The sequence below is a fragment of the Anabaenopsis arnoldii genome (genome assembly GCF_028331025.1).
Taxonomy (GTDB): Bacteria; Cyanobacteriota; Cyanobacteriia; order Cyanobacteriales; family Nostocaceae; genus Anabaenopsis; species Anabaenopsis arnoldii.
This window is the reverse complement of the sequence record NZ_JAQMUH010000186.1, coordinates 1-23722: the sequence shown is the minus strand read 5'-3', so window position 1 is coordinate 23722 and position 23722 is coordinate 1. Positions and strand designations below refer to the sequence as shown.

Genomic DNA, 23722 nt, shown 5'->3' with positions numbered 1-23722 from the left:
CATCCAGGGGAGGAAGCAGTAATACTACTACTTGTGTCACTGGTAAACGATACAAGCGATACAACCTTACCCAATAGTCTAACATTCGCAGTGGTAGGGGTGGTGTGGATTCTAATTTGGTTTGAAATTCTAAATGTAAAATCCTGCCTTGCAGTTGTAAAAAGGTGACATAATCGGCGCGGATGGGTTCTATGCTTAATTCGGTTTTGAGAACTGTCACATCCCCTTGCTGTGTCCCTAATACCCAACTGGCGAACCTTTGCGGGTGTTTTTCTGATAGCAGCTTGCAGAGATTGTCAAAGGACATGGGTAATAAATGGTTATTTGATTAACCATGAGGATACATCAGCGATGATACCCCAAAATACCGGTTATTCTGGGGTTTAGTTTCTACTTATTACCTAACCAGGACTGCAAAAATTTAACGACTCAGACATTAGTTCTCCTTTGCTTGGATAAGTGTCTCACTACTTAGGGATTATTCAAGCAGCTTGTATTTTTAGTCTAAAGTCCAGTTATTCGGTAGGTGTAATATGTATAGTAGGGGAATGTGCGATTCGTTCTCTACTCAAAACGCTATGGGATTCTTTTTGGGATCGAAGGGGAGGTTGTAACAATTTGTTACATTCCGCATAGGTCCCAACAATGGATGACACGGGAAGAATTTTTGAGAAAACCTTACAGAAATATCGAAAATATCCAACGGTAACAATAGAATAAACTCAGATGCTTCCTTAATGTCTAATCGTCAAAACCTATATATCTCATGGATTTTTCTAATCTGACATCCCAGTTAAATGCTGGAACGATTTTGCCAGAGGGGATTGTAATTGTCACCCTCTTAGGGGTTTTGATTGTTGATTTGATTTTGGGACGTAGCTCCTCACGCTGGATTGGATATGTGGCGATCGCCGGTTTAGTGGCTGCGGTTGGCGCTCTCTATCTTCAATGGGATGCTACTAATCCCATTTCCTTTACCGGGAGCTTTATTGGTGATGACCTGAGTATTGTTTTTCGCGGTATTATTGCTTTGTCTGCTGCGGTAACTATATTGATGTCAATTCGCTACATTGAGCAAAGTGGTACTGCTTTAGCAGAATTCATCGCTATTTTGCTCACTGCTACCGTGGGAGGGATGTTTTTATCCGGTGCTAGTGAGTTGGTGATGATTTTCATCTCACTGGAAACCCTCAGTATTTCTTCATACTTACTCACAGGTTATACCAAGCGTGATCCCCGCTCTAACGAAGCTGCGCTGAAATACCTGTTGATTGGAGCCTCCAGTACGGCAATATTTTTATACGGTGTTTCCCTGCTGTATGGTCTATCAGGTGGACAAACAGAATTAGGGGCGATTTCTAATGGTATTGCTGCTGCTAATGGTGGTCAGTCTTTAGGTTTGGTAATTGCCCTGATTTTCGTGATTGCCGGTATCGGCTTTAAAATCTCCGCCGCACCCTTTCACCAGTGGACCCCAGACGTTTACGAAGGCGCTCCCACCCCGGTGATTGCTTTTTTATCGGTGGGTTCCAAAGCCGCTGGGTTTGCCCTGGCCATTCGCTTGCTGACAACAGTCTTCCCCCTAGTTGCGGAGGAATGGAGATTTATTTTCACTGCCCTTGCAGTCCTAAGTATGGTATTGGGTAACATAGTCGCCCTGGCCCAAACTAGCATGAAGCGGATGTTAGCTTATTCATCCATTGCTCAAGCTGGATTTGTGATGATTGGCATGATTGCGGGAACTGAAGCCGGATACGCCAGCATGGTATTTTACCTCATGGTGTATTTGTTCATGAACCTGTGCGGTTTTACCTGCGTGATTCTCTTCTCCCTACGCACAGGAACAGACCAAATTGCCGAATACTCTGGATTGTATCAAAAAGACCCACTGCTTACACTCGGTTTGAGTATATCTCTACTTTCCTTGGGTGGGATTCCGCCATTAGCAGGGTTTTTTGGCAAGATTTACCTGTTCTGGGCTGGTTGGCAAGCTGGACTTTACTGGTTAGTTTTACTTGGCTTAGTTACTAGTGTTGTCTCCATCTATTACTACATTCGCGTGGTAAAAATGATGGTAGTCAAGGAACCCCAGGAAATGTCAGAGGTAGTCAAAAATTATCCAGCAGTACAGTGGAACTTGCCAGGGTTTAGACCTTTGCAAGTGGGACTAATAGTAACTTTAATTGCGACTTCCATCGCGGGTATTTTGTCCAATCCACTATTTACACTGGCTAACAATTCTATCTCTAATACTGCAATGCTACAAGCAACAGCGGTGGAGAAAAACCAGGTAAGTATAATCTCAACACCAGAACTAGAAGAGTTGTAGATTGGATGTTGCAACTTTAGGGGGTGCCAGAAACTAGCACCCCTGCTGAATTATGTTAAATTTGTGTCAAAGCCATCATTAGGGCCACAGTACTTTTGGATATTGCTTAAATGTCTATGACTACGCCACAACCAGCACCCCAACCCCTCCCCACCGGGAGCCTAACTATGCCTAGCTGGTTACGCCGCTCTATTGGCAGGGCTAGTGAGCTTTCTACTGTACAACGGATTATTAAGCAACGCCAAATTCATACAATTTGTGAAGAGGGACGATGCCCCAACCGAGGAGAATGCTATGGTCAAAAAACTGCCACTTTCTTACTATTAGGCCCAGTTTGTACACGCTCTTGTGCTTTTTGTCAAGTAGATAAGGGTCATGCCCCTATGCCTATTGACTTAGAGGAACCGCAAAAAGTAGCTGAAGCTGTGCAACTGTTGGGATTACGTTATGTGGTTCTGACTTCTGTAGCCCGTGATGATTTACCAGACCAGGGGGCGGGGCATTTTGTCAAGACAATAGATAATATTCGCCTGTTAAATCCAGAAACTCAAATCGAAGTGCTAACACCAGATTTTTGGGGCGGCGCTGGTGCGGGAGAATCAGGACAACGAGCAAGAATAGCCACAATTGTCACCGCTAAACCCGCTTGTTTTAATCACAATGTGGAGACGGTACGGCGGTTAACAGGTCCGGTGCGTCGGGGTGCTAAGTACGATCGCTCCCTGAATCTGTTGGCTATGGTGAAAGAAATTGATCCTACTATCCCCACTAAGTCCGGTTTAATGGTGGGACACGGTGAAACCAGGGAAGAAGTTATAGAAACTATGGCGGATTTAAGGGCGGTGGGATGCGATCGCCTCACCATCGGCCAATATATGCGCCCTTCCTTAGAACATTTGCCAGTGCAAAAATACTGGACACCAGAAGAATTTGATACACTATCAGGGGTAGCACGGCAAATGGGATTTAACCACGTCCGTTGTGGTCCTTTGGTGCGTAGCTCTTACCATGCTGGTCAGGAAGGTTGACACAAATATTTTTAAAGGATTTTGGTTTTTTGGTACGACTGTTTGGTATTTCTGAATAAAGTCAAAAAAGAAGGAGAACGACTGATGGCTAAAGTTCAAAATTCCCCCGTTCCAGCAACGGGCGCTAAACCCCCCTACACCTTCCGTGCTGCCTGGGCATTGCTGTTATTAGCTGTTAACTTCTTAGTTGCAGCTTATTATTTCCACATCATTGAATAATTAGAAGTGGACGGTGCTGCTTAAATCGTACCTTTAAATAAACCTTTGGGGCGAATGAGCAGCACCAAAATCATCATTAACAGTGCTATACCTTGTTTATACTGTGAACCGATCCACAAGCTACTCACTTCTTGAGCGATACCAATAATAAACGCGGCGGCGATCGCACCGTAGGGGTTACCAATACCGCCTAAAATTACGGAAGCGAATAAGGGCAAAATCAAAAACCAGCCCATATTGGGACGTACTGCTGTAATCAATCCGTACATACTGCCACCCAAAGAGGTGAATATCCCCGCAATAATCCAAGTCCACAGGATGACCTGCTCGACATTAATCCCAGAAACCCTAGCTAAGTCTAAATCATCAGCAACTGCACGCATGGCTTTACCAATTTTGGTATTTTGCAGCAGGTAGTGCAAGGCCAAAATTGCCACCACTGCTAACCCCAATACCAGCAATTGATTTTGGGGTATCCTGATGCCAAAAACATTCAAAGCAGTGGTAACGGGTAAATTGTAATTTTGGTTTTGACCGCCCCAGAAAAAGATAATACCATTGCGCAGGAATAAAGCCAGCCCAATGGAAATAATAATTAAGGTTGTGGAGGTAGCACGAATAGAGCGCATTCTTGCCCATAACAACTTTTCAGACAGTAGCATTGCTGCTACTGTTCCCGCGCTCGCCAGAATCATGGATAGCCAAATATTGATACCACTGGTATTGAGTAACAGGGTCAAATAGGCAGAGAGAGTGAGAAAATCACCGTGAGCAAAATTAGATAACCGTAAAATACCGTAGGTCAGGGTCAATCCCACTGCGGCCAGGGCGATAATGCTACCTACAGCTATACCATTAACAATTAGTTGAGCAATTTGTATATCCATAAGTTTGATGTTTTCGGTGGGTGTTCAACCCATATACACATCCGCTAGAATAGAATTAATTGGGTGCTATAGGGTTGAGAGTAGATTTCAAAATCATGTTGACGGAAAAGTTTGACCAGTTAAAAGTTTTATTTGGCGAAATGCAACAGGCTTTGATTGCCTACTCCGGAGGAATTGATAGCACTTTGGTGGCCAAGATTGCTTATGATGTATTGGGCGATCGCGCTTTGGCTGTCACAGCTGTTTCTCCTTCCCTGTTACCAGAAGAACTAGAAGATGCGAAAATTCAAGCCGCAACTATAGGGATTCCCCATAGAATAGTCCAAACTCATGAAATGGACAATCCCAATTACACTTCTAACCCTGTCAACCGTTGTTATTTTTGCAAAAGTGAATTGCATGATACCCTCAAACCCTTAGCTATGCAGTTAGGTTATCCCTATGTAGTAGATGGGGTGAATGCTGATGACTTACAGGACTATCGCCCAGGAATTCAAGCAGCAAAAGAAAGAGGTGCGCGATCGCCTTTAGCAGAGGTCGGTGTCAGCAAAGCCGAAGTCCGTCAACTTTCACAACAACTCGGTTTACCCTGGTGGGATAAACCCGCTCAACCTTGTCTAAGTTCTCGCTTTCCCTACGGTGAAGAGATTACCATAGCCAAGTTACAAAGAGTAGGTAGAGCAGAAATTTATCTGCGAAAACTGGGTTGGGAGAATTTGCGCGTGCGTTCTGAAGGTGATACCGCCAGAATTGAATTATTACCAGCAAATATCAAAGATTTTATCTTGACTACCAATTTACAGTCCCTAGTTGCTGCATTTCAGGAGTTGGGATTTATCTATGTCACTCTAGATTTAGAAGGTTATCGCAGTGGTAAGTTAAATCAAGGTCTCGCTCTTCAATCACTAAACCGATAACGACTCCCCATCACATAATCCTGATTAATTTCACAAGAAATCCATCGGCGTTCCCAACTTTCAGCCACAAACCCAGTGGTATTGGAACCTGCAAAGGGGTCTAACACCATATCACCCTCATCAGTTAAAAACTTGATGAAAAATTCAGCGAACTTGACAGGAAACCGCGCGGGGTGGGGTTTAATCCCTTCTGCTTTACAACGCCGTAAATAAGCGCTATTGGATTCAGTATTGGCAATTTCTAGCAAATTTGGCGGAATTGCGCCCTGATTATCCTTCTGAAACTTATCAGAAATATCATGACCACTGGGGCGCATTTTAGCTTTATAGCCATTTTTCAGTAGTTGTTTCATACTCTGACTATATGGCTTTAAAACTTTTCTGTTATCAGCCTTAGGATTTGGTGTTTTTGACAACCACCAAACTACATTTACCGAATCTTTCACACGAACTCGCCTGATTGTCACCCACTCCGCAGGGGTAGGTAATCGTGCAGGATTATAGTGATAGAATTCTTGGGCTAAAAAAAAGCCAACCTCTTTACACAGTCTCACCAGAAGTTCATATTGGTAGATACTGCGCACCGGATGACCACGCAGGTAAGCGCCCCCCAAATCTAAAATCAATGAGCCATCATTAGTTAGAACCCTTTTAAACTCCTGAGCGAAAGGTAAAAACCATTCAATATATTTTTCTGGGCTTTCGTTACCATATGCTTTTTGACGTGCGAGAGCAAATGGTGGTGAAGTGAGGATCAGATTAATACTATTCGGCTCCATGGATTTTACCAGATGGAGACTATCACCCAAATATGCTTTTCCCAACCTTTGGGAGTAATAAGGACTTAAACATATATCTTGTGGTGATTTGATTATTTCTTCTGACAAGAGCTTTCACAAGTTAAAAATTTATTTATATAGGTATTTTACTTGGTATCTACCATAAAGTTATCTGTACACCGCTAAGACCTCTAGATTTGTGTTCATCTGTGGACAAATTTTCTCAAGAACTAAAACATCCTCACCAAAATGCGTAGTGTTATAGAAGCGGTGGAAGATTGTCGGCATTTATTTATATTGTTCTAAATTATACATTAATTAAACTAAAGATTATTTGCCAAAATGCCTGAATTTAATTAATTTTCGAGATTATCCTGTTATATATTCCTAGAACCAGAAGTTAGATTATAGGTCTAGCAATTACACATATCAAGCAACTGTCCATGTTTAGACAACCTGCTTTTGGTATCGCTTTAAGTACGCTTGTCCTTGCGAGTGGATTAATGAATACCTCCATAACGTCTCACAGGTCTACAGAGTCAACTAATCGTAGTCAACCTTTGTTAATTCCTCCAAGTCAGGCTGCAATGTTAACTACTACTACTACTATTAAAACCAATGCACTAGAGAAATCAGTTTTTGACAAAATTAACCAATATCGAGTCTCTCAGAATCTGCCAAAGTTGAGACTAAATACAGATATTAGCCAACAGGCGAGGATTCATAGCCAAAACATGGCTAATGGTAAAGTCCCGTTTAGCCATGAGGGATTTGAACAGCGTGTCACAGCCATTCCCCTACAGTATAATAACGCCTCAGAGAATCTAGCCTTAAATAAAGGATATAGTAATCCAGTCGGCGAAGCCATTACCGGGTGGTTGAAAAGTCCGCGACACTTGCAGAATATTCATGGCGACTACGACCTCACGGGGATTGGTGTTGCTACCAACAAGGAAGGAGAAGTTTACCTAACTCAAATTTTTATTCGCAGTAGATAGATTGATTTACACCGATTTTGGCATCATAATTAATGTAGTGTCTGATAGTTTTTTTCTCAAAGACACTACATTTATATTTAGGTAGTTCATGACATTACAAGATTTTCAAATCAGTGATAGCCTACGTGGCGCGGCCATAGGTGACTTGACTGAGGCTGCTTTGGCTGAGTATTTAAAATCAGAGGCGATCGCTGTGGATACTGAAACCATGGGACTATTACCACAGCGCGATCGCCTCTGTCTAGTTCAGCTATGTAATCTTCAGGGACAAGTCACGGTAATTGGGATCACCAAAGGCCAAACCGAAGCCCCAAATTTAAAGATACTCTTGGAAGCGGTCAACGTGGTGAAAGTTTTCCACTTCGCCCGCTTTGATATTGCGGCTTTGCGTTATCATCTGGGGATTCGAGTTCAACCTGTGTTTTGTACCAAAATTGCCAGTAAGCTAGCTCGTACCTACACCAATCGTCATGGACTCAAAGATGTAGTTCAGGAATTAGAACAAATAGAATTAGACAAAAGCTCTCAGAGTTCCGATTGGGGTAACGCTGCCAATTTATCAGAGGCTCAACTCAACTATGCTGCTAATGATGTCCGCTACCTATTGAGTGTACAGCAAAAACTTACAGCGATGCTCAAACGGGAAGAACGTTGGGAAATTGCTCAAGAATGCTTTCAAGTTTTACCGACCCTTGTCACCTTAGATTTATTGCAATTTAAAGATTTATTTGAACATTGATTTACTTAATACTTGCTGCAATATTAAAGATTTTTTTCCAGATTTACGGGGTAATTTTGGCAGGGAGACACCATATTTAAACTATCTACACACTTAGCTCCCGGAATTTCTCAAAGAAATTCCGGGTATCTGGGTTTTGATTCAATGACTTATTTATCTGTGGAAATAATATGTAAGTCTATATTTCTATTTCTAGTTAAATCTATCATTTGTTGAGTAAAAGACTTTTGAAACCATCTTTGCCAACGCGGCTGTTTAGTTTCACCAATAATAATTTGTGTAATATGATAATTTGTTGCTAGTTGAGAAATTTCTTGAGCAACATTTTGGCTTTTAATATGTAAAAACTCTCCGCCGAAATCCCGGCATAAATGCTCACAGGTATCTATGTGTAAACTTTCTTCTTTAGTCAAGAATCGTTCAGGATTGGCCACAAACACAGCATACAGTCGAGCATTCATATAGTGGGCAATACGTGCGCCTCTGCGTAATAATTGCACAGAACCAGGATAAGTAGATACACATACTAAAACCCGTTCTTGAATGTTGTAATTAGGCTGTAAAAAGTTGGCAGTATTTGCTTCTTCTTCCACGGTATCTGCTACTTCTCTTAATGCTAGTTCCCGTAAAGCAATCAGATTACGACGGCGAAAAAAGTTTTTCAGAGATGGCTCAATTTTTTCAGCAGCGTAAATTTTGCCTTCTTGTAAGCGCTCTTCTAAAGTTTGTGGTGTCACATCAATCACCACAACAGCATCAGCTTCATCTAACACATAATCAGGAATGCGCTCTCGCACCACAACACCTGTAATTCTGGCGACTAAATCATTCAAACTTTCCAAATGTTGAATATTAACAGTAGAATAAACATCAATTCCCGCTGCTAAAATAACTTCTACATCCTGATAGCGTTTTTTCCTTGGGGAACCAGGGGCGTTAGTATGAGCGAGTTCATCCACTAAAACGAGTTGAGGGGAACGTTGCACAATTGCATCTGTATCTAATTCCTGTAGAGTAACGTTCTGGTGGATAAAAGCTTTTTGGGGAATTACCTCTATTCCCGCAGCTTTCATGGCGGTTTCCTTGCGTCCATGAGTTTCTAAGATTCCGATCACTACATCAATTCCATCTTGTTTGAGTTGATGTGCTTCCTCAAGCATTTTGTAAGTTTTGCCGACACCGGGAGCCATACCAATAAAAATTTTATGTTTCCCACGTCGGAGGGGGAGAAGATGAATATGATCAGAGGAATCAAACATAAGTAAAATAGTTAAAACTTCTCTGGTTGAAAAATGACGACAAACAAATAAATACTGACGGCAAAAGTTGCTAGTCCTAAAAGGGTAATGGCGTAGGATGCAGAGCGTGATATTGCTTCAGGGGTGGCGGCGTAGAGGATTTGTGCTAGGAATAAATTAAGGAAGAGGGTAAGACACAGAGTAAGAGATAGATTTTTCATAATTAAAACCCAAAGGCTGTGGGATTATGCCAGTCCTATGATTGTGATCAAAAGGTCTATGATTTTGATGGCAATGAAGGGTGTGATCACGCCGCCCAGTCCGTAGATGAATATGTTCCGTTGTAGAAGTTGGTCGGCGGTGAGTGGTCGGAATTTAACGCCAGTTAGTGCTAGGGGAATGAGGGCGGGAATGATTAAGGCATTGTAAATTAAGGCCGAGAGAATGGCAGATTGGGTACTGGTTAAAGCCATAATATTGAGAGGGCCAACACCAATACCAGCGAAGATAGCCGGGAGGATGGCGAAGTATTTGGCGATATCGTTGGCAATGGAAAAGGTGGTGAGTGCACCACGGGTAATCAGCAATTGTTTACCAATAGTGACAAGATCAATTAACTTGGTGGGGTCAGAATCTAGGTCTACCATGTTAGCGGCTTCTTTGGCTGCTTGAGTACCCGTATTCATTGCTACACCTACATTGGCTTGAGCTAAGGCGGGAGCATCGTTGGTGCCATCTCCGGTCATGGCTACCAGTTTTCCTTGGGCTTGTTCACTCTGAATGACTGTAATTTTGTCTTCCGGGGTGGCTTCGGCGATGAAGTCATCAACTCCGGCTTCTTGGGCAATTACAGATGCGGTCATGTGGTTATCACCTGTGAGCATGATGGTTTTAATGCCCATGCGTCGCATCTGGTCAAATCGTTCCCGAATCCCCGGCTTGATTATATCCTTGAGATAAATTACACCATATATCTCATTGTTTTTACATAGAGCTAGGGGAGTGCCACCTAGTTGGGAGACTCTTTCAAAGGCGGTGTCAAGCTCAGATGTTAAATCTCCATTGCGAGACCTGACAAATCCTTTAATAGCATTGACTGCGCCTTTGCGAATTTCTACGCCGTTAGATAAGTTAGTGCCACTCATGCGAGTTCTGGCGGAAAATTCCATACTTTCGGCTTGTTGAGGGTCAAAATCTAATTTTGCGCCTAATTTCTCTGCCAGTGTGACAATTGACTTACCTTCTGGTGTTTGATCAAAGATACTGGATGCTAGGGCAACTTGGGCTACCTCTACCATAGAATGACCGTTGACGGGAATAAATTCTTCTGCTAGGCGGTTTCCCAAAGTAATCGTACCGGTTTTGTCTAAGATCAGGGTGTTAATATCCCCGCAAGCTTCAACTGCACGCCCGGAAGTGGCAATTACATTAAACTGAGCTACTCTATCCATTCCCGCAATGCCGATCGCACTTAATAAGCCGCCGATGGTAGTAGGAATTAGAGCCACAAGTAAGGCTATGAGTACCGCAATACTTAGGGGTGAGTTGAGGTAAAATGACACTGTAGGTATTGTGCCAATTACCACTAAAAATACTTGGGTGAGCACTGCCAGCAAAACTGTCAAAGCAATTTCGTTAGGTGTTTTGCTGCGGGAAGCGCCTTCTACTAAACTAATCATGCGGTCAATAAAACCTTGTCCGGGGTCGGTGGTGACTCGAATGATCAGCTCGTCGGAGACTATACGGGTTCCTCCGGTTACAGAACTGGCAATGTCTGAACCCGGTTCTTTTAATACTGGTGCTGATTCTCCTGTAATAGCTGATTCATCAACGGAGGCTACACCGCTAATCACTTCACCATCGGCGGGTATGACATCACCAGCGGTGACTTTGATTGTATCCCCTCGCCGTAAGGCTGTAGAATTCACCTCTTGAATAGAACCATCGGGGAGAATTTTTTGGGCTTTGGCTTCGGATTTTGCAGAGCGCAAAGCATCCGCTTGGGCTTTACCTCGTCCTTCGGCTACGGCTTCGGCAAAGTTAGCAAAGACAACGGTGGAGAATAAAATTAAGGTGATTAGTGCGTTGAATAGTCGGGGATTTTCCCCTGTAGTTGAGCCAAATATATTCGGTGCAATTGTCATTGCTGCTGTGATGATAGTACCTAACCAGACTAGGAACATGACTGGATTTTTGATCATGTTACGTGGGTGCAGTTTGACAAATGCTTGCCGGAATGCTTGGGGGTATAGTTGAGATGGTGGGACTTGGGGTTTATGTCTGCGTTTTTTTCGCCGTCTTGTAGTTGTTGCCATTTTTAGGTGAATGGGTGGAATTTTTGCTTAGTTTCCTGCTACTAGTTGAAATGCTTCTGCTACCGGACCTAGGACTAGGGCGGGGAGAAAGGTGAGAGCGCCCAAGATTAAAATTACCCCCGCTGTAACTGCTGTGAATAGTTTGGTGTCGGTTCTCAGGGTTCCGGTGGTGGTAGGTACTGGTTTTTTACCAGACATACTATCTGCTAAAAGTAACAGTGCCATGATAGGGATATAACGCCCAGCTAAGATACTGATACTTGTACTCAGGTTCCACCATAGGGTATGATCATTTAATCCTTCTAAACCAGAACCGTTGTTAGCTGCCGCAGAAGCATATTCGTAAATTACCTGGGAAACTCCATGAAATCCAGGGTTACTAATACCAGAGAGGCTATTAGGAAAGGCAAAGACAATCGCCCAAGGAATGAGAATGGCGAAGGGGTGAACTAATAAGATGATGCTGGCTAAAACAATTTCTTTTTTTTCAATTTTTCTGCCTAAAAATTCTGGTGTTCTCCCTACCATTAAGCCTGTGAGAAATACTGTTAAAATTAAGTAGATGAATAGGTACGCTGTACCGGTTCCCTGTCCTCCCCAAATTATTTGTAAGAACATATTAAAGAGGGTGACAAAACCCCCAGGAGGCATTAAGGAATCGTGCATTCCGTTGACAGCACCGCACATTGTGGCTGTGGTCATGACCGCCCAGAGTGCGGTTTGCGCCCAACCAAATCTTACTTCTTTTCCTTCTAAGTTGGGTTGCTCTGCTCCTAAGAGGGAATTAACTAAGGGATTTCCTTCAAATTCGCCTACTGCTGTGATTCCTACTAAGAAGAGGAAAATTATCAATACCATCCAAAATACTAACCATGCTTGCTTACGGTTATTCATAAATATACCGTAGGTGTAAATTAGTGATGTGGGTATGGCCATCATCGCCCACTGCTCTAATAAGTTGGAGAAGCCATTAGGATTTTCAAAGGGATGTGCTGAGTTGACACCAAAGAAGCCACCACCGTTTTCTCCGAGTTCTTTAATAATTTCGTAGTGGGCCACTGGACCACGGGCTATTACTTGGGTGGCACCTTCTAAGGTGGTGACTGTTGCTGGTCCTGCTAAGGTTTCTGGTACACCAGCCAATAGCAATAATAAGCCGCCAATTATTGATATGGGCAATAATATCTGGGTAATTGACCTGATGAGGTCACTGTAAAAGTTGCCTAACTGTCTGCCAGTTAAACCACGAATAAAGGCTATACTAACTGTTATACCGGTACCGGCTGAGGTAAACATTAAAAAACCTAAAGCGAAGGTTTGACTGGCATAGCTCCAGGTGGTTTCACCAGTATAATGCTGTTGGTTGGTGTTGGTAACAAAGGAAATGGTAGTATGTAATGCTAAATCCCAATTAGGCGCGCTTAATCCTGTGGGATTTAGGGGTAACCATTCTTGGAACATGAGGATTAAATAAACTAAAATCCCCATGACTAAATTGCTATGGAGCAAGGCTTGGGTATATTGCCATCCTGTCATATTTTCCTGGTGACGCACCCCACTTAAGGCATAAATTATTCTTTCTAAGGGATTAATTATGGGTTCGAGTAGTGTTTGTTCTCCCATGAAAACTTGTGCTATGTACCTTCCTAATAATGGAGTTGTGCCGATGACTATGACTAGGGTAAAGGCGATTTGTATCCATCCTTGTAACATGATTAAATAGGCTCCCAGTACATAATTTTCCCAGAGATGTTGAAGTTATAAGAAAAGTTTACATATTCACATACAATTGTTCTATGACGTGGTTAAATGTCAACATAACATAATATCTTACATCCTGTGAAAATAACTGATTTCCCCAAAGAAGCAGAAAAAATAATTAATAACAAACTCTAATGACCATGACCGAAATTACAGCTAACTATGATGAAACATGGAAAGAAGTAATAGGAGATTATTTTGATTCCTTTGTCGCCTTCTTTTACCCAGAAATAAATCAAGAAATAGATTGGAATAAAACCCCCGTTTCTCTCGATAAAGAATTGGAGCAGATTACCGCAACTGCGGAGAGTAAAACACGCCATGCTGATAAATTATTTCAGGTGTGGTTGTTAGATAATCAAGAAGTTTGGGTATTAATTCATGTAGAAGTACAAAGTCAATATGATAAAGAATTTTCCCAACGAATGTTTATCTACAACTATCGGGCTTTTGATTTATATCAAAAACCGGTGATTAGTTTAGCTATACTAGGAGATGAAACGAAAAATTGGCAACCTAATTCTTACCGATATGGTTTAGGGAGTAGTCAACTAATCTTTAATTTTTCTAGTGTTAAGCTGCTAAATTATCAATGGGAGGAGTTAGAGCAAAGTAATAATATTTTTGCTATATAGCAATCCTAAATGATTCATGAACAATTTCTGTTCCCTGTTCCCTGTTCCCTGTTCCCTTTCCTCACTCATAATTTCTCAAGTCAAATAGGATGACTATAGTGGTGATGGCACATTTAAAGACTAAAGCCACTAATAGCAATCTGTCAGTTAGGGAACAGTGGAAGTGGAAGTTAGCTAGATTACTCTATGAAAGAGGTTATAACCGTAAAAAAATTGTGGATTTGTATAAGGTCATTGATTTAATGATGGCTTTATCTGGAGATTTGCAATTAAGTTTTGAGGAAAAATTAACTAATTATCAGGAGAAACTAAAAATGCCATTGTTAACGAACATTGAAAAACGGACTATAGAAAAAACCACCAAGCAAACTCTGAAACAAAATATTATCAAACTCCTACAAGTGCGGTTTGGTGACATTCCAGAAAATCTGGTTGCGAGCATTAATAAAATTGATGATACATCTTTTTTAGAACAAATATTTGTATCAGCAATTAATGTTAGTTCTTTAGAAGAATTTGCACAGCTGGTTAACTCTGATTTACCAGCAGTAGATTAATAGATGTAGGTTGGGTTAAGCGCAGGGCGTAACCCAACAATTGATAATATAGTTTACATAAGGTCATTGATTTAATGATGGCTTTATCTCGATATTTGCAATTAAGTTTTGAGGAAAAATTAACTAATTTACTCCTTACGCAACTGGTAAAGGATATCTGCTCAGTGCAGCAGGGCTTCGCGATCGCATGTTTTAAATATATGAGCTTCGAGTCACACAGATCCCCGACTTCTGCACAAGTTATCTGAGATTTTCCCAATTATGTAAGAAGTCGGGGATATTAGTCGTTCCCTTCGACTTCGCTCAGGGAACTTAGGGAACACTTCAGCGATAATCTTGGCGTTGAACGTCACCCAGACGGGCCGCATCACGAATACCGTAGTCAGAACGGGTAAAGCGGTTTAACTGCGCCTCGAAAAAGTCTCGATTAGCTTGTAAATGCTCAGGTTCAGGGTCATCTAAAGGATAATGAAGGGCCGTGCGTAAGGCTTGAATCACCGCAGAGGTAACATTGTACATTGAACGTTGAAAACTAACTCCCAACTGAATCAACATATCATCCTCACCCCGACAATATTGTTTATATTCTTCCACTAAATATGGTGGTAAGAAGTGCAACATATCTTGCATTAACAGTGTTGGGGGAATACCTGCTGTACCGACGGGGAACACATCAGCATAAAGAATACCATAGTGAAAATCTGCTTGGTTATCTGGTATTTGGCGCGCTTGAGCATTATAAGATTTTGTCCCTCTAAAAGGTGCAGTACGATAAAAAACCGCTTCTACATAAGGTAACGCCGCTTCATAAAGCCAGACAAAGCCTTGAGATTTGGGGATAATTTCGTAACATTCACCCCGGATATAAACATGATGGTAAATGGGACGATTGGCGACTGCAAAAATGCCATTGACCAGAAAATTCATAGCCTCCGGGACTGTGGTAATTTTCCCCTCGTCATATAAATCTGACATTTCAAAAAACACAGGGGCCATGACTTCCCAGAATAGCCCCAAATTGGCATAGTAAGACATTTGGCGACATTGTTCTATAAACATATCTGGGAAGAGTTTATAAAGCCCTAACATGAATGGGTTACCTTGAAAATAGGCTTTGATGGCTCTATCGGCGTTGGCCTTATACTCCGGTGTGTCTAAGTAAGGGTCAAATTTACCACCCATTCCTCTATGCCAAAACATAGCCCGCATACAGGCTTCGGCAAACTCCATATTAATGCGGTCATGGAATAGGTGATGTAATAATTTGGGCATTTTTATAGTTTCACCCTTCTCGATAAATGCCAAAAGTTCAGGGTGTGCGGTGGCCTGACCGCGCCAGACTCTCAGTTCTGCATCGTCACCGGCATAATGATTATGGAGTTCTAAGTATTCTTGAGGTAAGAAGTATTTAAAAAAGGGTAGGGGATTTAAAAATACTCGTTCGGCAATATACAGCAAGTTACGCCAGTAAAAATCCATCGGTACTGCATAGGCTTTATAAATGCCGATGATTTGTTTTAAATTTTCTGGTGTATCGGGTAACATAGAACCACCAGCTTCAAGGCGATGAATCACATCAGCAAATTCATGTCGGGAAGGAGGTAGTTTATTTGTGGGTTTCTCTGGAGTTTGTACCATGATTATGGCCTCGCAATGATGATGGTCAAGGGTTGGTCAAAGATCAGAAGTGCTAATTGTGGGGAATTTGAGCAACTATGGTTTTTTCTATGGGGGTAATTGCGGCTACCATGGCTGTAGTTGTAGTTTCGCTCCAACGGACTAACCAGGTGGGTTGTACACCCAAGAAGATAATGAGAGCTGCTAATACTAAGGCGGGAACTTTTTCTGACCACAAAACTTTGGGATAGTAAGCCAAATTATTATCCAGCTTGCCAAAACAGGTACGGTTGAGGAGTATGACGAAATACACCGCTGTTAAACCGCTAGATACTATACATAGTAGTGTGGGTATGGGGAAGACTGAGAAACTACCTTGAAATACAATAAATTCGGCTATAAATCCTGTTAAACCGGGAATACCCGCACTGGCCATACCACTGAGAACTAGTAGGGCGCTAATAAAGGGTAAACCGCGGATAGGACTCATTAAACCGTTGAGTTTTTCTAATTCCCTTGTACCAACTTTGACTTCTACTACCCCGACTAGGTGAAAAAGAATTGCCAAAATTAAACCATGGCTGAACATTTGAGCCACTGCACCCACTAGGGCTAAGGCTGTGCTAGAGGCGCTAGCTAGTAAGATATAACCCATGTGACCGATGGAGCTATACGCTACCATGCGCTTGATATCTTTTTGGGCGATCGCAATTACAGCGCCATAAATTGCGCTGATAGCTCCCCACAGGGCTAAGGTTGGTGCTACCACATTCCAAGCTTGGGGAAACATTCCCATCCCAAAGCGTAACAGTCCATAGGTTCCCAACTTAGCTAAAACGCCGCCTAATAAAATAGCAATGGGTGCGGAAGCTTCTACATAAGCATCAGGTAACCAAGTATGGAAGGGAACTAGAGGAATTTTAATTCCGAAGCCTAAAATAATTCCTCCTAGGAGGAGAAGTTGCAAAGCTGGGGCGATGTTTTGAATAGATAAACTATCCCAAGCGAAGCTGGTACCTCCACTGAGAAATACCATTCCTAGGAAGCTGGCTAAAATCAAAGCACCGGAAACAGCAGTGTAAATTAAGAATTTTATCCCCGCATAAGTGCGTTTTTCTCCTCCCCAAATGGAAATTAACAGGTAAAAGGGGATTAATTCTAGTTCGTAGAATAGGAAGAATAACAGCAGGTTTTCTGCTAAGAATGCACCAGCCACACCCCCACTCACGAATAAAATTAGGGGGTAAAATAGTCGAGGGCGTTCAGTTTCTTTGTTGCTGCTGTAAATGGCTATCCAGGTGAGTAAACTATTGAGTACCAACATTAAAATTGATAAGCCATCAACTCCCAGTTGATAACTCAAACCCAAAGTTTCATTCCAGGGGAGATATTCTTGAAATTGCATTCCAGAGTTGCTGGGGTCGAATTTCACTAAAATCAACAAGTTCCAGCCTAAGACTATGGCGGCTATGGTTAAAGATACTAGGCGAATGCGACTAGGGGATAGGAGTTTATGAGGTAAAAATCCAATAATTACGGCGCTAATAATTGGTATCCAAATGAGAAAACTCAACATATGATATGGTCCCGATGTTTTCCTTGGTGTTGATTTACGGTTGAGGCGTTAAAACATCAAACTTAAAAACTGTACTTTCCAGAAAGGCCAGGTTATCCATACACAGAAAATGCTGACTCCTAACAGTACAGTGAAGTTATAAAACTGGGTCTGTCCAGTGGTGCTGTATTTCAATCCTTCGCCGCCTAACAGGGAAAATAAACCGACGAAATTGACGATACCATCAACTATGAAGCGGTCAATCATATCAGCGAATTTAGAAAGTTGGTCAACGCTGAAAATGATGGTCATCCGATAGATTTTGGGTGTGTAAAAGTCGTATGCTAATAAGTCTTGTAAAGGTTGCCAAGGTAGGCGAATTGGTTTGGGAATGTTACCTAAATAAATGACGGCGCTAATGCTACAACCAAAAATACTTGACCAAATCAGTAATAGTACTAAATCTTTATTCAGGGTTGCCCAACTAGGTAATATTGATAAGCTTTGTAAAACTAAAGGCAAATGCAGGACTACGCCAAATAAGATCACCATGGGCATGATCATCGGCCAATGAACTTCGGGCGATCGCTCACTCATTGGTTTAGCTTGACCACCAAAAATTAAGCCAAATTCTCTCGTTAAACTGATGGCTGTTAAGGTGTTGACTATGAGAATAATTCCCACTAACCAGGGGTAATTTTCCCACAGTCCATCAGCTAATTTCACTAACGCCCAAAAGCCACCCAAGGGGGGAAAAGCAATTAATCCCAAAGTACCGACGATAAAAGCTAACCCGGAAATAGGGCGACGTGTCCACAGCCCACCTAGTTGAGTAACATCTTGGGTGATACTATTCCAGATAATACCCCCGGTGCTCATGACTAATAATGCAGATGCTAAAGCATGGGCAAGTACCAGTAATAATGCTGTTTCATCTTGTTGCATCCCTACAGCAATAAACACTAAGCCCATGTAAGCACTGACAGAATAAGATAAGCAGCGTTTAACGTCAACTTGAGCGATCGCAATTAAGGATGCACCTACAGCAGTAACTACACCGATGGCGACAATAAACCATGAAACCACAGGGGATAAACTTAATACAGGCTGGAGTTTAATTAATACCCAGGCACCGCTAGCAACCACTACGGAGTTACGTAAAATTGTACTGGGAACAGGTCCTTCCATGGCTTCATCTAACCATAAATGCAGGGGAAATTGAGCGCATTTACCCATAGGTCCAGCAACTAATGCTAAACCTACTAATGTGATCACCGTGGGATTTACTTCAGCATTACTCGCCCATGCTGCTAACTCTGTATAGTCCCATGTCCCTGATAAAGTCCATAAACCCAAGACTCCCATGAGTAAGAATAAGTCTCCTACCCGCTTGGTGAGGAAAGCATCTCTAGCACCAGTGACTACCAAGGGTTGACTAAACCATAACCCTACTAACAGATAGGTTCCTAGTGTGAGAATTTCCAAAATTACATAGCTGAAAAACAGATCATTGCACAAAGTTAGGGCAGATAATCCCGCTTCAAACAATCCCAATAAAGAATAGAAGCGCCCCCAACCCCAATCCATTTCCATGTAACCAACTGCAAAAATTTGTGCTAAGAAATTTAATCCAGTGATTACCACCATTGCACCTACACTAACTGCAGAAATTTCTAAGGTAATGGTGAGGTTTAAACCTGCGGTGGATAGCCAAGGAATAAATATTTCTTGGGGGGGTTGATTCCAGATGAATATAAAAGCAAAGACACTATGAAGTAATGACAAAAATGTCATGAATAAATTGACATAACCTGCTGGTCTTGAGCCGGTTTTCTTAATGACTCCCGGTGACCAAGGGATGGCTAAAAGTCCACCGATAAAGGCATAACAAGGGACTAGCCAAACAGTCCCTATGAGAAACTGAATCATGAAATTCACCTCTTTATTGATGGTATAAATTAGCTAGGCACTAGAGATAATTTCCTCTGGCTTCCAGTTAGCTACTTATTTGGCGAATGATAAATTTATTTTTCTTTAATTTTTCTAGCTTACCTTTTTTCTGGCCAAAAAGGAATTACATAATTAGACTAATCTATAATCTTTACTCTAATTAATTCTTAGACAATCAATTGTTTATGACTAAACCATAGAGTATAATCTATGGTTTACGGTTGATAACTAATTCCGCCGCTAACTCTATAGCTGCTTTCATACTGGTAGCATCAGCAATTCCCCGTCCTGCAATGTCAAATGCTGTACCATGATCTGGAGAAGTGCGGACAAAAGGTAACCCAATGGAAGTGTTAACGGCGCGGTCAAAAGCCATCAACTTAACGGGAATTAAGCCCTGGTCGTGGTAAAGCGCCAAATAAGCATCGGCGGGATTATGCACCGAAGTATGACCATACCAAGCAAGACCCGGCTTAACCCACATGGTATCAGGTGGTATGGGCGCTTCTAACTGCCAATGGGGGCGATTTTGTCGTTCTTGTTCTAACCAGGGAATTAACCAGTCTTGTTCTTCGGTTCCTAGTTGTCCTTCTTCCCCACTGTGGGGGTTTAAACCGGCGATCGCTATTCTGCCAGTTTTTAAGCCAAAATCCTGTTCTAAACACTCCACCAGTAAATCTAATTTTTCTGTCAATAATTTTGGTGTGAGTGTATGGGCTACTTGACTTAAGGGAATGTGTGTGGTAGCTAGTAAAGTGCGGAGTGTCCAAGCAGTGTGAGGAGAGCGGGCGACAAATAACATCCCGAAGCGGTCAACCCCAGCTTTTGCGGCTAGAAGTTCGGTTTGTCCGGGATAATTGTAACCTGCCAACTTCCAAGCAGATTTAGCAATCGGTCCGGTGACAATAGCATCAAAATTACCCGACAATGTGCTGGCGATCGCATCTTCCATATAGGCAAAACTAGCCGCACCACTAGCAGCATTACCCTGACCCACAATAATATTGTCTGTAATTTCCCTATCTAATGGCACATCCAGCACTTGTAACTGGTCTGGATGAGCTAAATCAATTGTATTGAGTCGTTCATAGACCCCTAACAATAAATCTCTATTACCCACAACTGTCAGGTCATATTTTTGACGAATAGCTCTATCAGCCAAAGCCTTTAAAATTACCTCTGGTCCGATTCCAGCCGGGTCTCCCAGTGTTAACGCCAAACGCGGGGGATTTATATTTGAGAATTTCACTGTTTTGATTTGATTCATTTAATACAAAGATATATTGAATAAAACTGCCATCTAGGAACTTGTCAAAGGGAAAATTAGGGATTGAGCATCAAACTGGTTTAGAATTATTTACACAGGTCTCATGAAAAAGAAGCCTTGATAGCGCTTCTAGTAGAGCTAGTTTAACCGAATATGCCTCAGGGCTATGCCTTGGTGGTGTCAACTGGTGGACTAGCATAGTGGCGATACTTCTGAGTAAAAGCCAAAAAAATGTGAACAATTGTGAGCATTTTGTCATGGAACTGGTGAAAATTAGATTAGAGTCATGACTCAATCTAGTGAAAGCAGCCCAGTTAAGAGGAAATCTTAAGGTTTTCCTTTAGCAAAACTGAACATCAACCATTCGTAAAGGAGAATCACACTCATGAGCGGCGAACTTCTGAATGCAGCGCTGTTGTCTTTCGGTTTAATCTTCGTGGGTTGGGCCTTAGGTGCTTTATTACTGAAAATTCAGGGCGCAGAGGAATAATCCTCGCAGGGTGGGGGCTGGGAACCGAGACCGAGACATAGAATTAACTTCTCTTGCTTCCCGCTTCCCAGACCTGCCAAGATTCAAGAGATTAATGAAAATAATGTAAACTTTTGTTTAGACAGCTAATTCTGTTAAGATTCATTTCATAAAAGTTAAAAATTTATTACTAACCTCATGACTTTATTAATTGTCGGTGCCACTGGCACATTAGGAAGACAAGTGGCTCGTCGTGCGATCGATGAGGGGCATAAAGTACGCTGTCTGGTGCGGAGTCCCAAAAGAGCTGCATTTCTCAAAGAATGGGGTGCTGAATTAGTCAAAGGGGATTTGTGTAAGCCCCAAAGCCTGACAGGAGCGATGGAGGGTGTAACAGCGGTCATTGATGCGGCGACATCTCGTGCTACAGATTCACTGACTATTAAACAAGTGGATTGGGATGGTAAGGTCGCATTAATTCAAGCCGCAAAAACTGCGGGTGTAGAACGTTTTATATTCTTTTCTATTCTTGATGCAGACCAGTATCCAGAAGTACCACTGATGGAAATTAAGCGGTGTACAGAACTATTTTTAGCTGAGTCTGGTATAAACTACACAATTTTGCGGCTAGCTGGCTTTATGCAAGGCCTAATCGGTCAATATGGTATCCCCATTTTGGAAAATCAACCAGTTTGGGTAACTGGTAATTCTTCCCCAGTGGCTTATATGGATACTCAAGACATCGCTAAATTTGCTATTCGCAGTTTGAGTGTGCCAGAAACGCACAAACAAGCTTTCCCTGTGGTGGGTACTCGCCCTTGGAGCGCTGAGGAAATTATTAACCTGTGTGAGCGTTTATCTGGGAAAGAAGCCAGAATCACCAAAATGCCAATTAACCTACTGCGTACAGTGCGCCGAGTTATCCGCTTCTTTCAGTGGGGGTGGAACGTTGCAGACAGGCTGGAATTTACAGAAGTCCTAGCCAGTGGTAAACCGTTAAATGCTCCCATGGATGATGTTTACCAACTCTTGGGATTAGACAAAGAACAAACCACAACTCTGGAAAGCTACCTACAAGATTATTTCAGTCGCATTATGAAGAAGCTCAAAGAGCTAGACTACGAGAAAAATAAATCGAAACAAAAAAAAGAGAAATCTAAAAAGACTCCGTTTAAGCAGTCTTCCAAAGTTAATAGTCAATAAAATGATTAGTTCCTGGTCATTGGTGATTCATGGGGATTTTTTCAGAGACTAATGACTACAGTGTCCAAAATATGTCAGGATGACAGAAGTAAAAAGCATCGCCAAAACTTGGATATTTGAGTGTGCCGAAAGCAGGCATTATTTACAATAACGTTAAACCGATAGCGAGTCGCATCGCTATGGAACTGCAAGACAAACTTACCACCGCTGGCTGGGATGTAATTACCACTACAAGTATGGGTGGTATATTGGGCTACTCTAGTCCAGAGAGTCCTGTGTGCCACACCCCCATTGATGGACTAACTCCCCCCGGTTTCGACTCGGAAATGAGTTTCGCTGTGGTACTAGGGGGAGATGGCACTGTTTTAGCAGCTTCCCGTCAGGTCGCCCCTACTGGTATTCCCCTGTTAACGGTGAATACCGGTCATATGGGATTTTTGACGGAAACTTATGTTAATCAACTCCCTCAAGCTATAGAGCAAGCGATGGCGGGTGATTTTGACATCGAAGAACAAGCCATGCTCACTGTGAGGGTGTTTCGCGGTGAGTCCGTGCTGTGGGAAGCCCTCTGCTTAAATGAAATGGTTTTGCATCGAGAACCCTTAACCTCTATGTGCCATTTTGAAATTGCTGTGGGGCGACACGCACCAGTGGATATTGCGGCGGATGGTATCATAGTTTCTACCCCCACGGGTTCCACTGCTTATTCATTAAGTGCCGGGGGTCCGGTCATCACTCCTGGTGTACCTGTCTTGCAGTTAGTACCCATTTGCCCTCACTCTCTGGCTTCTAGGGCGTTGGTATTTCCAGATACAGAAACAGTCAACATCTACCCAGTCAATATTCCCCGACTGGTGATGGTAGTTGATGGTAATGGGGGATGTTATATCTTCCCAGAAGATCGGGTATGTTTAGTGCGATCGCGCTATAGTGTCCGATTCATTCGTCTGCAACCGCCGGAATTTTTCCGCATCTTGCGAGAAAAGCTCGGTTGGGGTCTACCACATATCGCCAAACCGACATCGGTAGAGCTCCCTTAGTAACCATAAATTACTAGGAATCATCTGCTACCGGCAATCAGGGATAAAAATTGCATCTATCTTGATTACCGGCGCATACCTGCTATATAAAACCTAGACAAAGCTAGACTTTACTTTCTACTTCAACGGGAGCATGGGAGCGGTTATCCCTTAGTAGACTTGCACGCCTTAGCCAGACGCGATATTTCTCTTAAGATTTACAAGAAAGACTACCGCTAT

21 protein-coding genes and 1 pseudogene are annotated in these 23722 nt (G+C 42.3%); 11 read left to right on the top strand and 11 right to left on the bottom strand.

Going from position 1 to position 23722, the window contains the following annotated elements:
- Nucleotides 1–307, bottom strand: a pseudogene (locus PN457_RS16695) (hypothetical protein); the annotation flags it as partial.
- 459 nt (nucleotides 308–766) lie between these two features.
- On the opposite strand from PN457_RS16695, the gene PN457_RS16690 reads away from it, so the two are divergent.
- The 3 genes from PN457_RS16690 (at nucleotide 767) to psaX (ending at nucleotide 3576) form a co-directional block, all read left to right on the top strand.
- Nucleotides 767–2329 carry an NAD(P)H-quinone oxidoreductase subunit N gene (locus PN457_RS16690; protein WP_271734643.1) on the top strand — a complete coding sequence of 521 codons (1563 nt, stop codon included), beginning with the start codon at nucleotides 767–769 and terminating at the stop codon, nucleotides 2327–2329.
- A gap of 116 nt (nucleotides 2330–2445) precedes the next feature.
- The gene (lipA, locus tag PN457_RS16685) at nucleotides 2446–3357 is read left to right on the top strand and encodes a lipoyl synthase (protein ID WP_271734645.1); all 912 of its coding nucleotides are present in this window, start codon (nucleotides 2446–2448) and stop codon (nucleotides 3355–3357) included.
- An 84-nt stretch (nucleotides 3358–3441) separates the two neighbouring features.
- Nucleotides 3442–3576, top strand: a complete 135-nt coding sequence (gene psaX / locus PN457_RS16680; RefSeq protein WP_089090711.1) for a photosystem I protein PsaX — start codon at nucleotides 3442–3444, stop codon at nucleotides 3574–3576.
- A gap of 20 nt (nucleotides 3577–3596) precedes the next feature.
- Here the strand turns inward: psaX and PN457_RS16675 are convergent, their stop codons facing one another.
- Nucleotides 3597–4463, bottom strand: a complete 867-nt coding sequence (locus tag PN457_RS16675; protein ID WP_271734640.1) for a branched-chain amino acid ABC transporter permease — start codon at nucleotides 4461–4463, stop codon at nucleotides 3597–3599.
- A gap of 95 nt (nucleotides 4464–4558) precedes the next feature.
- On the opposite strand from PN457_RS16675, the gene larE reads away from it, so the two are divergent.
- Nucleotides 4559–5380 carry an ATP-dependent sacrificial sulfur transferase LarE gene (larE, locus tag PN457_RS16670; RefSeq protein ID WP_271734637.1) on the top strand — a complete coding sequence of 274 codons (822 nt, stop codon included), beginning with the start codon at nucleotides 4559–4561 and terminating at the stop codon, nucleotides 5378–5380.
- Here larE and PN457_RS16665 read toward each other — a convergent pair.
- Nucleotides 5362–6267 (bottom strand): DNA-methyltransferase, encoded by a 906-nt coding sequence (locus PN457_RS16665; RefSeq protein ID WP_271734636.1) that lies wholly within the window; start codon nucleotides 6265–6267, stop codon nucleotides 5362–5364. The genes larE and PN457_RS16665 overlap by 19 nt on opposite strands.
- Nucleotides 6268–6602: 335 nt before the next feature.
- On the opposite strand from PN457_RS16665, the gene PN457_RS16660 reads away from it, so the two are divergent.
- Nucleotides 6603–7157: a CAP domain-containing protein gene (locus tag PN457_RS16660; RefSeq protein ID WP_271734634.1), complete on the top strand. Its 555-nt coding sequence runs from the start codon at nucleotides 6603–6605 to the stop codon at nucleotides 7155–7157.
- 88 nt (nucleotides 7158–7245) lie between these two features.
- Nucleotides 7246–7896 (top strand): ribonuclease D, encoded by a 651-nt coding sequence (locus PN457_RS16655; protein WP_271734633.1) that lies wholly within the window; start codon nucleotides 7246–7248, stop codon nucleotides 7894–7896.
- A 149-nt stretch (nucleotides 7897–8045) separates the two neighbouring features.
- Here the strand turns inward: PN457_RS16655 and PN457_RS16650 are convergent, their stop codons facing one another.
- From PN457_RS16650 to kdpA, 4 genes are read right to left on the bottom strand one after another with little or no spacing between them, the layout of a single operon-like run.
- Nucleotides 8046–9155 (bottom strand): sensor protein KdpD, encoded by a 1110-nt coding sequence (locus tag PN457_RS16650; protein WP_271734632.1) that lies wholly within the window; start codon nucleotides 9153–9155, stop codon nucleotides 8046–8048.
- An 11-nt stretch (nucleotides 9156–9166) separates the two neighbouring features.
- Nucleotides 9167–9355, bottom strand: a complete 189-nt coding sequence (locus PN457_RS16645) for a potassium-transporting ATPase subunit F (RefSeq protein ID WP_271734630.1) — start codon at nucleotides 9353–9355, stop codon at nucleotides 9167–9169.
- Between the two features lie 24 nt (nucleotides 9356–9379).
- Nucleotides 9380–11449 (bottom strand): potassium-transporting ATPase subunit KdpB, encoded by a 2070-nt coding sequence (gene kdpB, locus PN457_RS16640; RefSeq protein ID WP_271734629.1) that lies wholly within the window; start codon nucleotides 11447–11449, stop codon nucleotides 9380–9382.
- Nucleotides 11450–11476: 27 nt separating this feature from the next.
- Nucleotides 11477–13162, bottom strand: coding sequence for a potassium-transporting ATPase subunit KdpA (gene kdpA, locus PN457_RS16635; RefSeq protein ID WP_271734628.1), 1686 nt, complete (start codon nucleotides 13160–13162; stop codon nucleotides 11477–11479).
- Between the two features lie 188 nt (nucleotides 13163–13350).
- Here kdpA and PN457_RS16630 point away from each other — a divergent pair, with 188 nt between their 5' ends.
- Nucleotides 13351–13845 carry an RpnC/YadD family protein gene (locus PN457_RS16630; protein ID WP_271734627.1) on the top strand — a complete coding sequence of 165 codons (495 nt, stop codon included), beginning with the start codon at nucleotides 13351–13353 and terminating at the stop codon, nucleotides 13843–13845.
- Nucleotides 13846–13949: 104 nt separating this feature from the next.
- Nucleotides 13950–14402 carry a hypothetical protein gene (locus PN457_RS16625; protein ID WP_271734625.1) on the top strand — a complete coding sequence of 151 codons (453 nt, stop codon included), beginning with the start codon at nucleotides 13950–13952 and terminating at the stop codon, nucleotides 14400–14402.
- Between the two features lie 324 nt (nucleotides 14403–14726).
- On the opposite strand, the gene PN457_RS16620 is transcribed toward PN457_RS16625, so the two are convergent.
- The 4 genes from PN457_RS16620 to pdxA form a co-directional block, all read right to left on the bottom strand.
- A complete protein-coding gene (locus PN457_RS16620; protein WP_271734624.1) occupies nucleotides 14727–16040 on the bottom strand; it encodes a CO2 hydration protein in 1314 nt (437 codons plus the stop codon).
- A gap of 52 nt (nucleotides 16041–16092) precedes the next feature.
- Nucleotides 16093–17595 carry an NADH-quinone oxidoreductase subunit M gene (locus tag PN457_RS16615; protein ID WP_271734623.1) on the bottom strand — a complete coding sequence of 501 codons (1503 nt, stop codon included), beginning with the start codon at nucleotides 17593–17595 and terminating at the stop codon, nucleotides 16093–16095.
- A gap of 48 nt (nucleotides 17596–17643) precedes the next feature.
- Nucleotides 17644–19503 (bottom strand): NAD(P)H-quinone oxidoreductase subunit F, encoded by a 1860-nt coding sequence (locus PN457_RS16610; RefSeq protein WP_271734621.1) that lies wholly within the window; start codon nucleotides 19501–19503, stop codon nucleotides 17644–17646.
- A gap of 229 nt (nucleotides 19504–19732) precedes the next feature.
- Nucleotides 19733–20791 carry a 4-hydroxythreonine-4-phosphate dehydrogenase PdxA gene (gene pdxA / locus PN457_RS16605; RefSeq protein ID WP_271734619.1) on the bottom strand — a complete coding sequence of 353 codons (1059 nt, stop codon included), beginning with the start codon at nucleotides 20789–20791 and terminating at the stop codon, nucleotides 19733–19735.
- 385 nt (nucleotides 20792–21176) lie between these two features.
- Between pdxA and petM the strand changes: the two genes are divergently transcribed.
- The 3 genes from petM to PN457_RS16590 all read left to right on the top strand — a co-directional run bounded on the left by petM (nucleotide 21177) and on the right by PN457_RS16590 (nucleotide 23503).
- On the top strand, nucleotides 21177–21281 hold the full coding sequence (gene petM / locus PN457_RS16600) for a cytochrome b6-f complex subunit PetM (protein ID WP_010998885.1): 105 nt from the start codon (nucleotides 21177–21179) through the stop codon (nucleotides 21279–21281).
- A gap of 177 nt (nucleotides 21282–21458) precedes the next feature.
- Complete coding sequence (locus PN457_RS16595) at nucleotides 21459–22463, top strand: SDR family oxidoreductase (protein WP_271734616.1); 1005 nt, start codon at nucleotides 21459–21461, stop codon at nucleotides 22461–22463.
- A 122-nt stretch (nucleotides 22464–22585) separates the two neighbouring features.
- The gene (locus tag PN457_RS16590) at nucleotides 22586–23503 is read left to right on the top strand and encodes an NAD(+) kinase (RefSeq protein ID WP_271734614.1); all 918 of its coding nucleotides are present in this window, start codon (nucleotides 22586–22588) and stop codon (nucleotides 23501–23503) included.
- Nucleotides 23504–23722 lie beyond the last annotated feature (219 nt).

Excerpts from the sequence above, each read along its gene's own strand:
- PN457_RS16645 (WP_271734630.1), bottom strand. The coding sequence starts at position 9,355 with ATGAAAAATCTATCTCTTACTCTGTGTCTTACCCTCTTCCTTAATTTA.
- PN457_RS16690 (WP_271734643.1), top strand. The coding sequence starts at position 767 with ATGGATTTTTCTAATCTGACATCCCAGTTAAATGCTGGAACGATTTTG.
- PN457_RS16630 (WP_271734627.1), top strand. The coding sequence starts at position 13,351 with ATGACCGAAATTACAGCTAACTATGATGAAACATGGAAAGAAGTAATA.
- lipA (WP_271734645.1), top strand. The coding sequence starts at position 2,446 with ATGACTACGCCACAACCAGCACCCCAACCCCTCCCCACCGGGAGCCTA.
- PN457_RS16675 (WP_271734640.1), bottom strand. The coding sequence starts at position 4,463 with ATGGATATACAAATTGCTCAACTAATTGTTAATGGTATAGCTGTAGGT.
- PN457_RS16655 (WP_271734633.1), top strand. The coding sequence starts at position 7,246 with ATGACATTACAAGATTTTCAAATCAGTGATAGCCTACGTGGCGCGGCC.
- pdxA (WP_271734619.1), bottom strand. The coding sequence starts at position 20,791 with ATGAATCAAATCAAAACAGTGAAATTCTCAAATATAAATCCCCCGCGT.
- PN457_RS16660 (WP_271734634.1), top strand. The coding sequence starts at position 6,603 with ATGTTTAGACAACCTGCTTTTGGTATCGCTTTAAGTACGCTTGTCCTT.
- PN457_RS16625 (WP_271734625.1), top strand. The coding sequence starts at position 13,950 with ATGGCACATTTAAAGACTAAAGCCACTAATAGCAATCTGTCAGTTAGG.
- PN457_RS16620 (WP_271734624.1), bottom strand. The coding sequence starts at position 16,040 with ATGGTACAAACTCCAGAGAAACCCACAAATAAACTACCTCCTTCCCGA.
- PN457_RS16610 (WP_271734621.1), bottom strand. The coding sequence starts at position 19,503 with ATGATTCAGTTTCTCATAGGGACTGTTTGGCTAGTCCCTTGTTATGCC.
- larE (WP_271734637.1), top strand. The coding sequence starts at position 4,559 with ATGTTGACGGAAAAGTTTGACCAGTTAAAAGTTTTATTTGGCGAAATG.
- PN457_RS16650 (WP_271734632.1), bottom strand. The coding sequence starts at position 9,155 with ATGTTTGATTCCTCTGATCATATTCATCTTCTCCCCCTCCGACGTGGG.
- PN457_RS16595 (WP_271734616.1), top strand. The coding sequence starts at position 21,459 with ATGACTTTATTAATTGTCGGTGCCACTGGCACATTAGGAAGACAAGTG.
- PN457_RS16615 (WP_271734623.1), bottom strand. The coding sequence starts at position 17,595 with ATGTTGAGTTTTCTCATTTGGATACCAATTATTAGCGCCGTAATTATT.
- petM (WP_010998885.1), top strand. The coding sequence starts at position 21,177 with ATGAGCGGCGAACTTCTGAATGCAGCGCTGTTGTCTTTCGGTTTAATC.
- psaX (WP_089090711.1), top strand. The coding sequence starts at position 3,442 with ATGGCTAAAGTTCAAAATTCCCCCGTTCCAGCAACGGGCGCTAAACCC.
- kdpB (WP_271734629.1), bottom strand. The coding sequence starts at position 11,449 with ATGGCAACAACTACAAGACGGCGAAAAAAACGCAGACATAAACCCCAA.
- kdpA (WP_271734628.1), bottom strand. The coding sequence starts at position 13,162 with ATGTTACAAGGATGGATACAAATCGCCTTTACCCTAGTCATAGTCATC.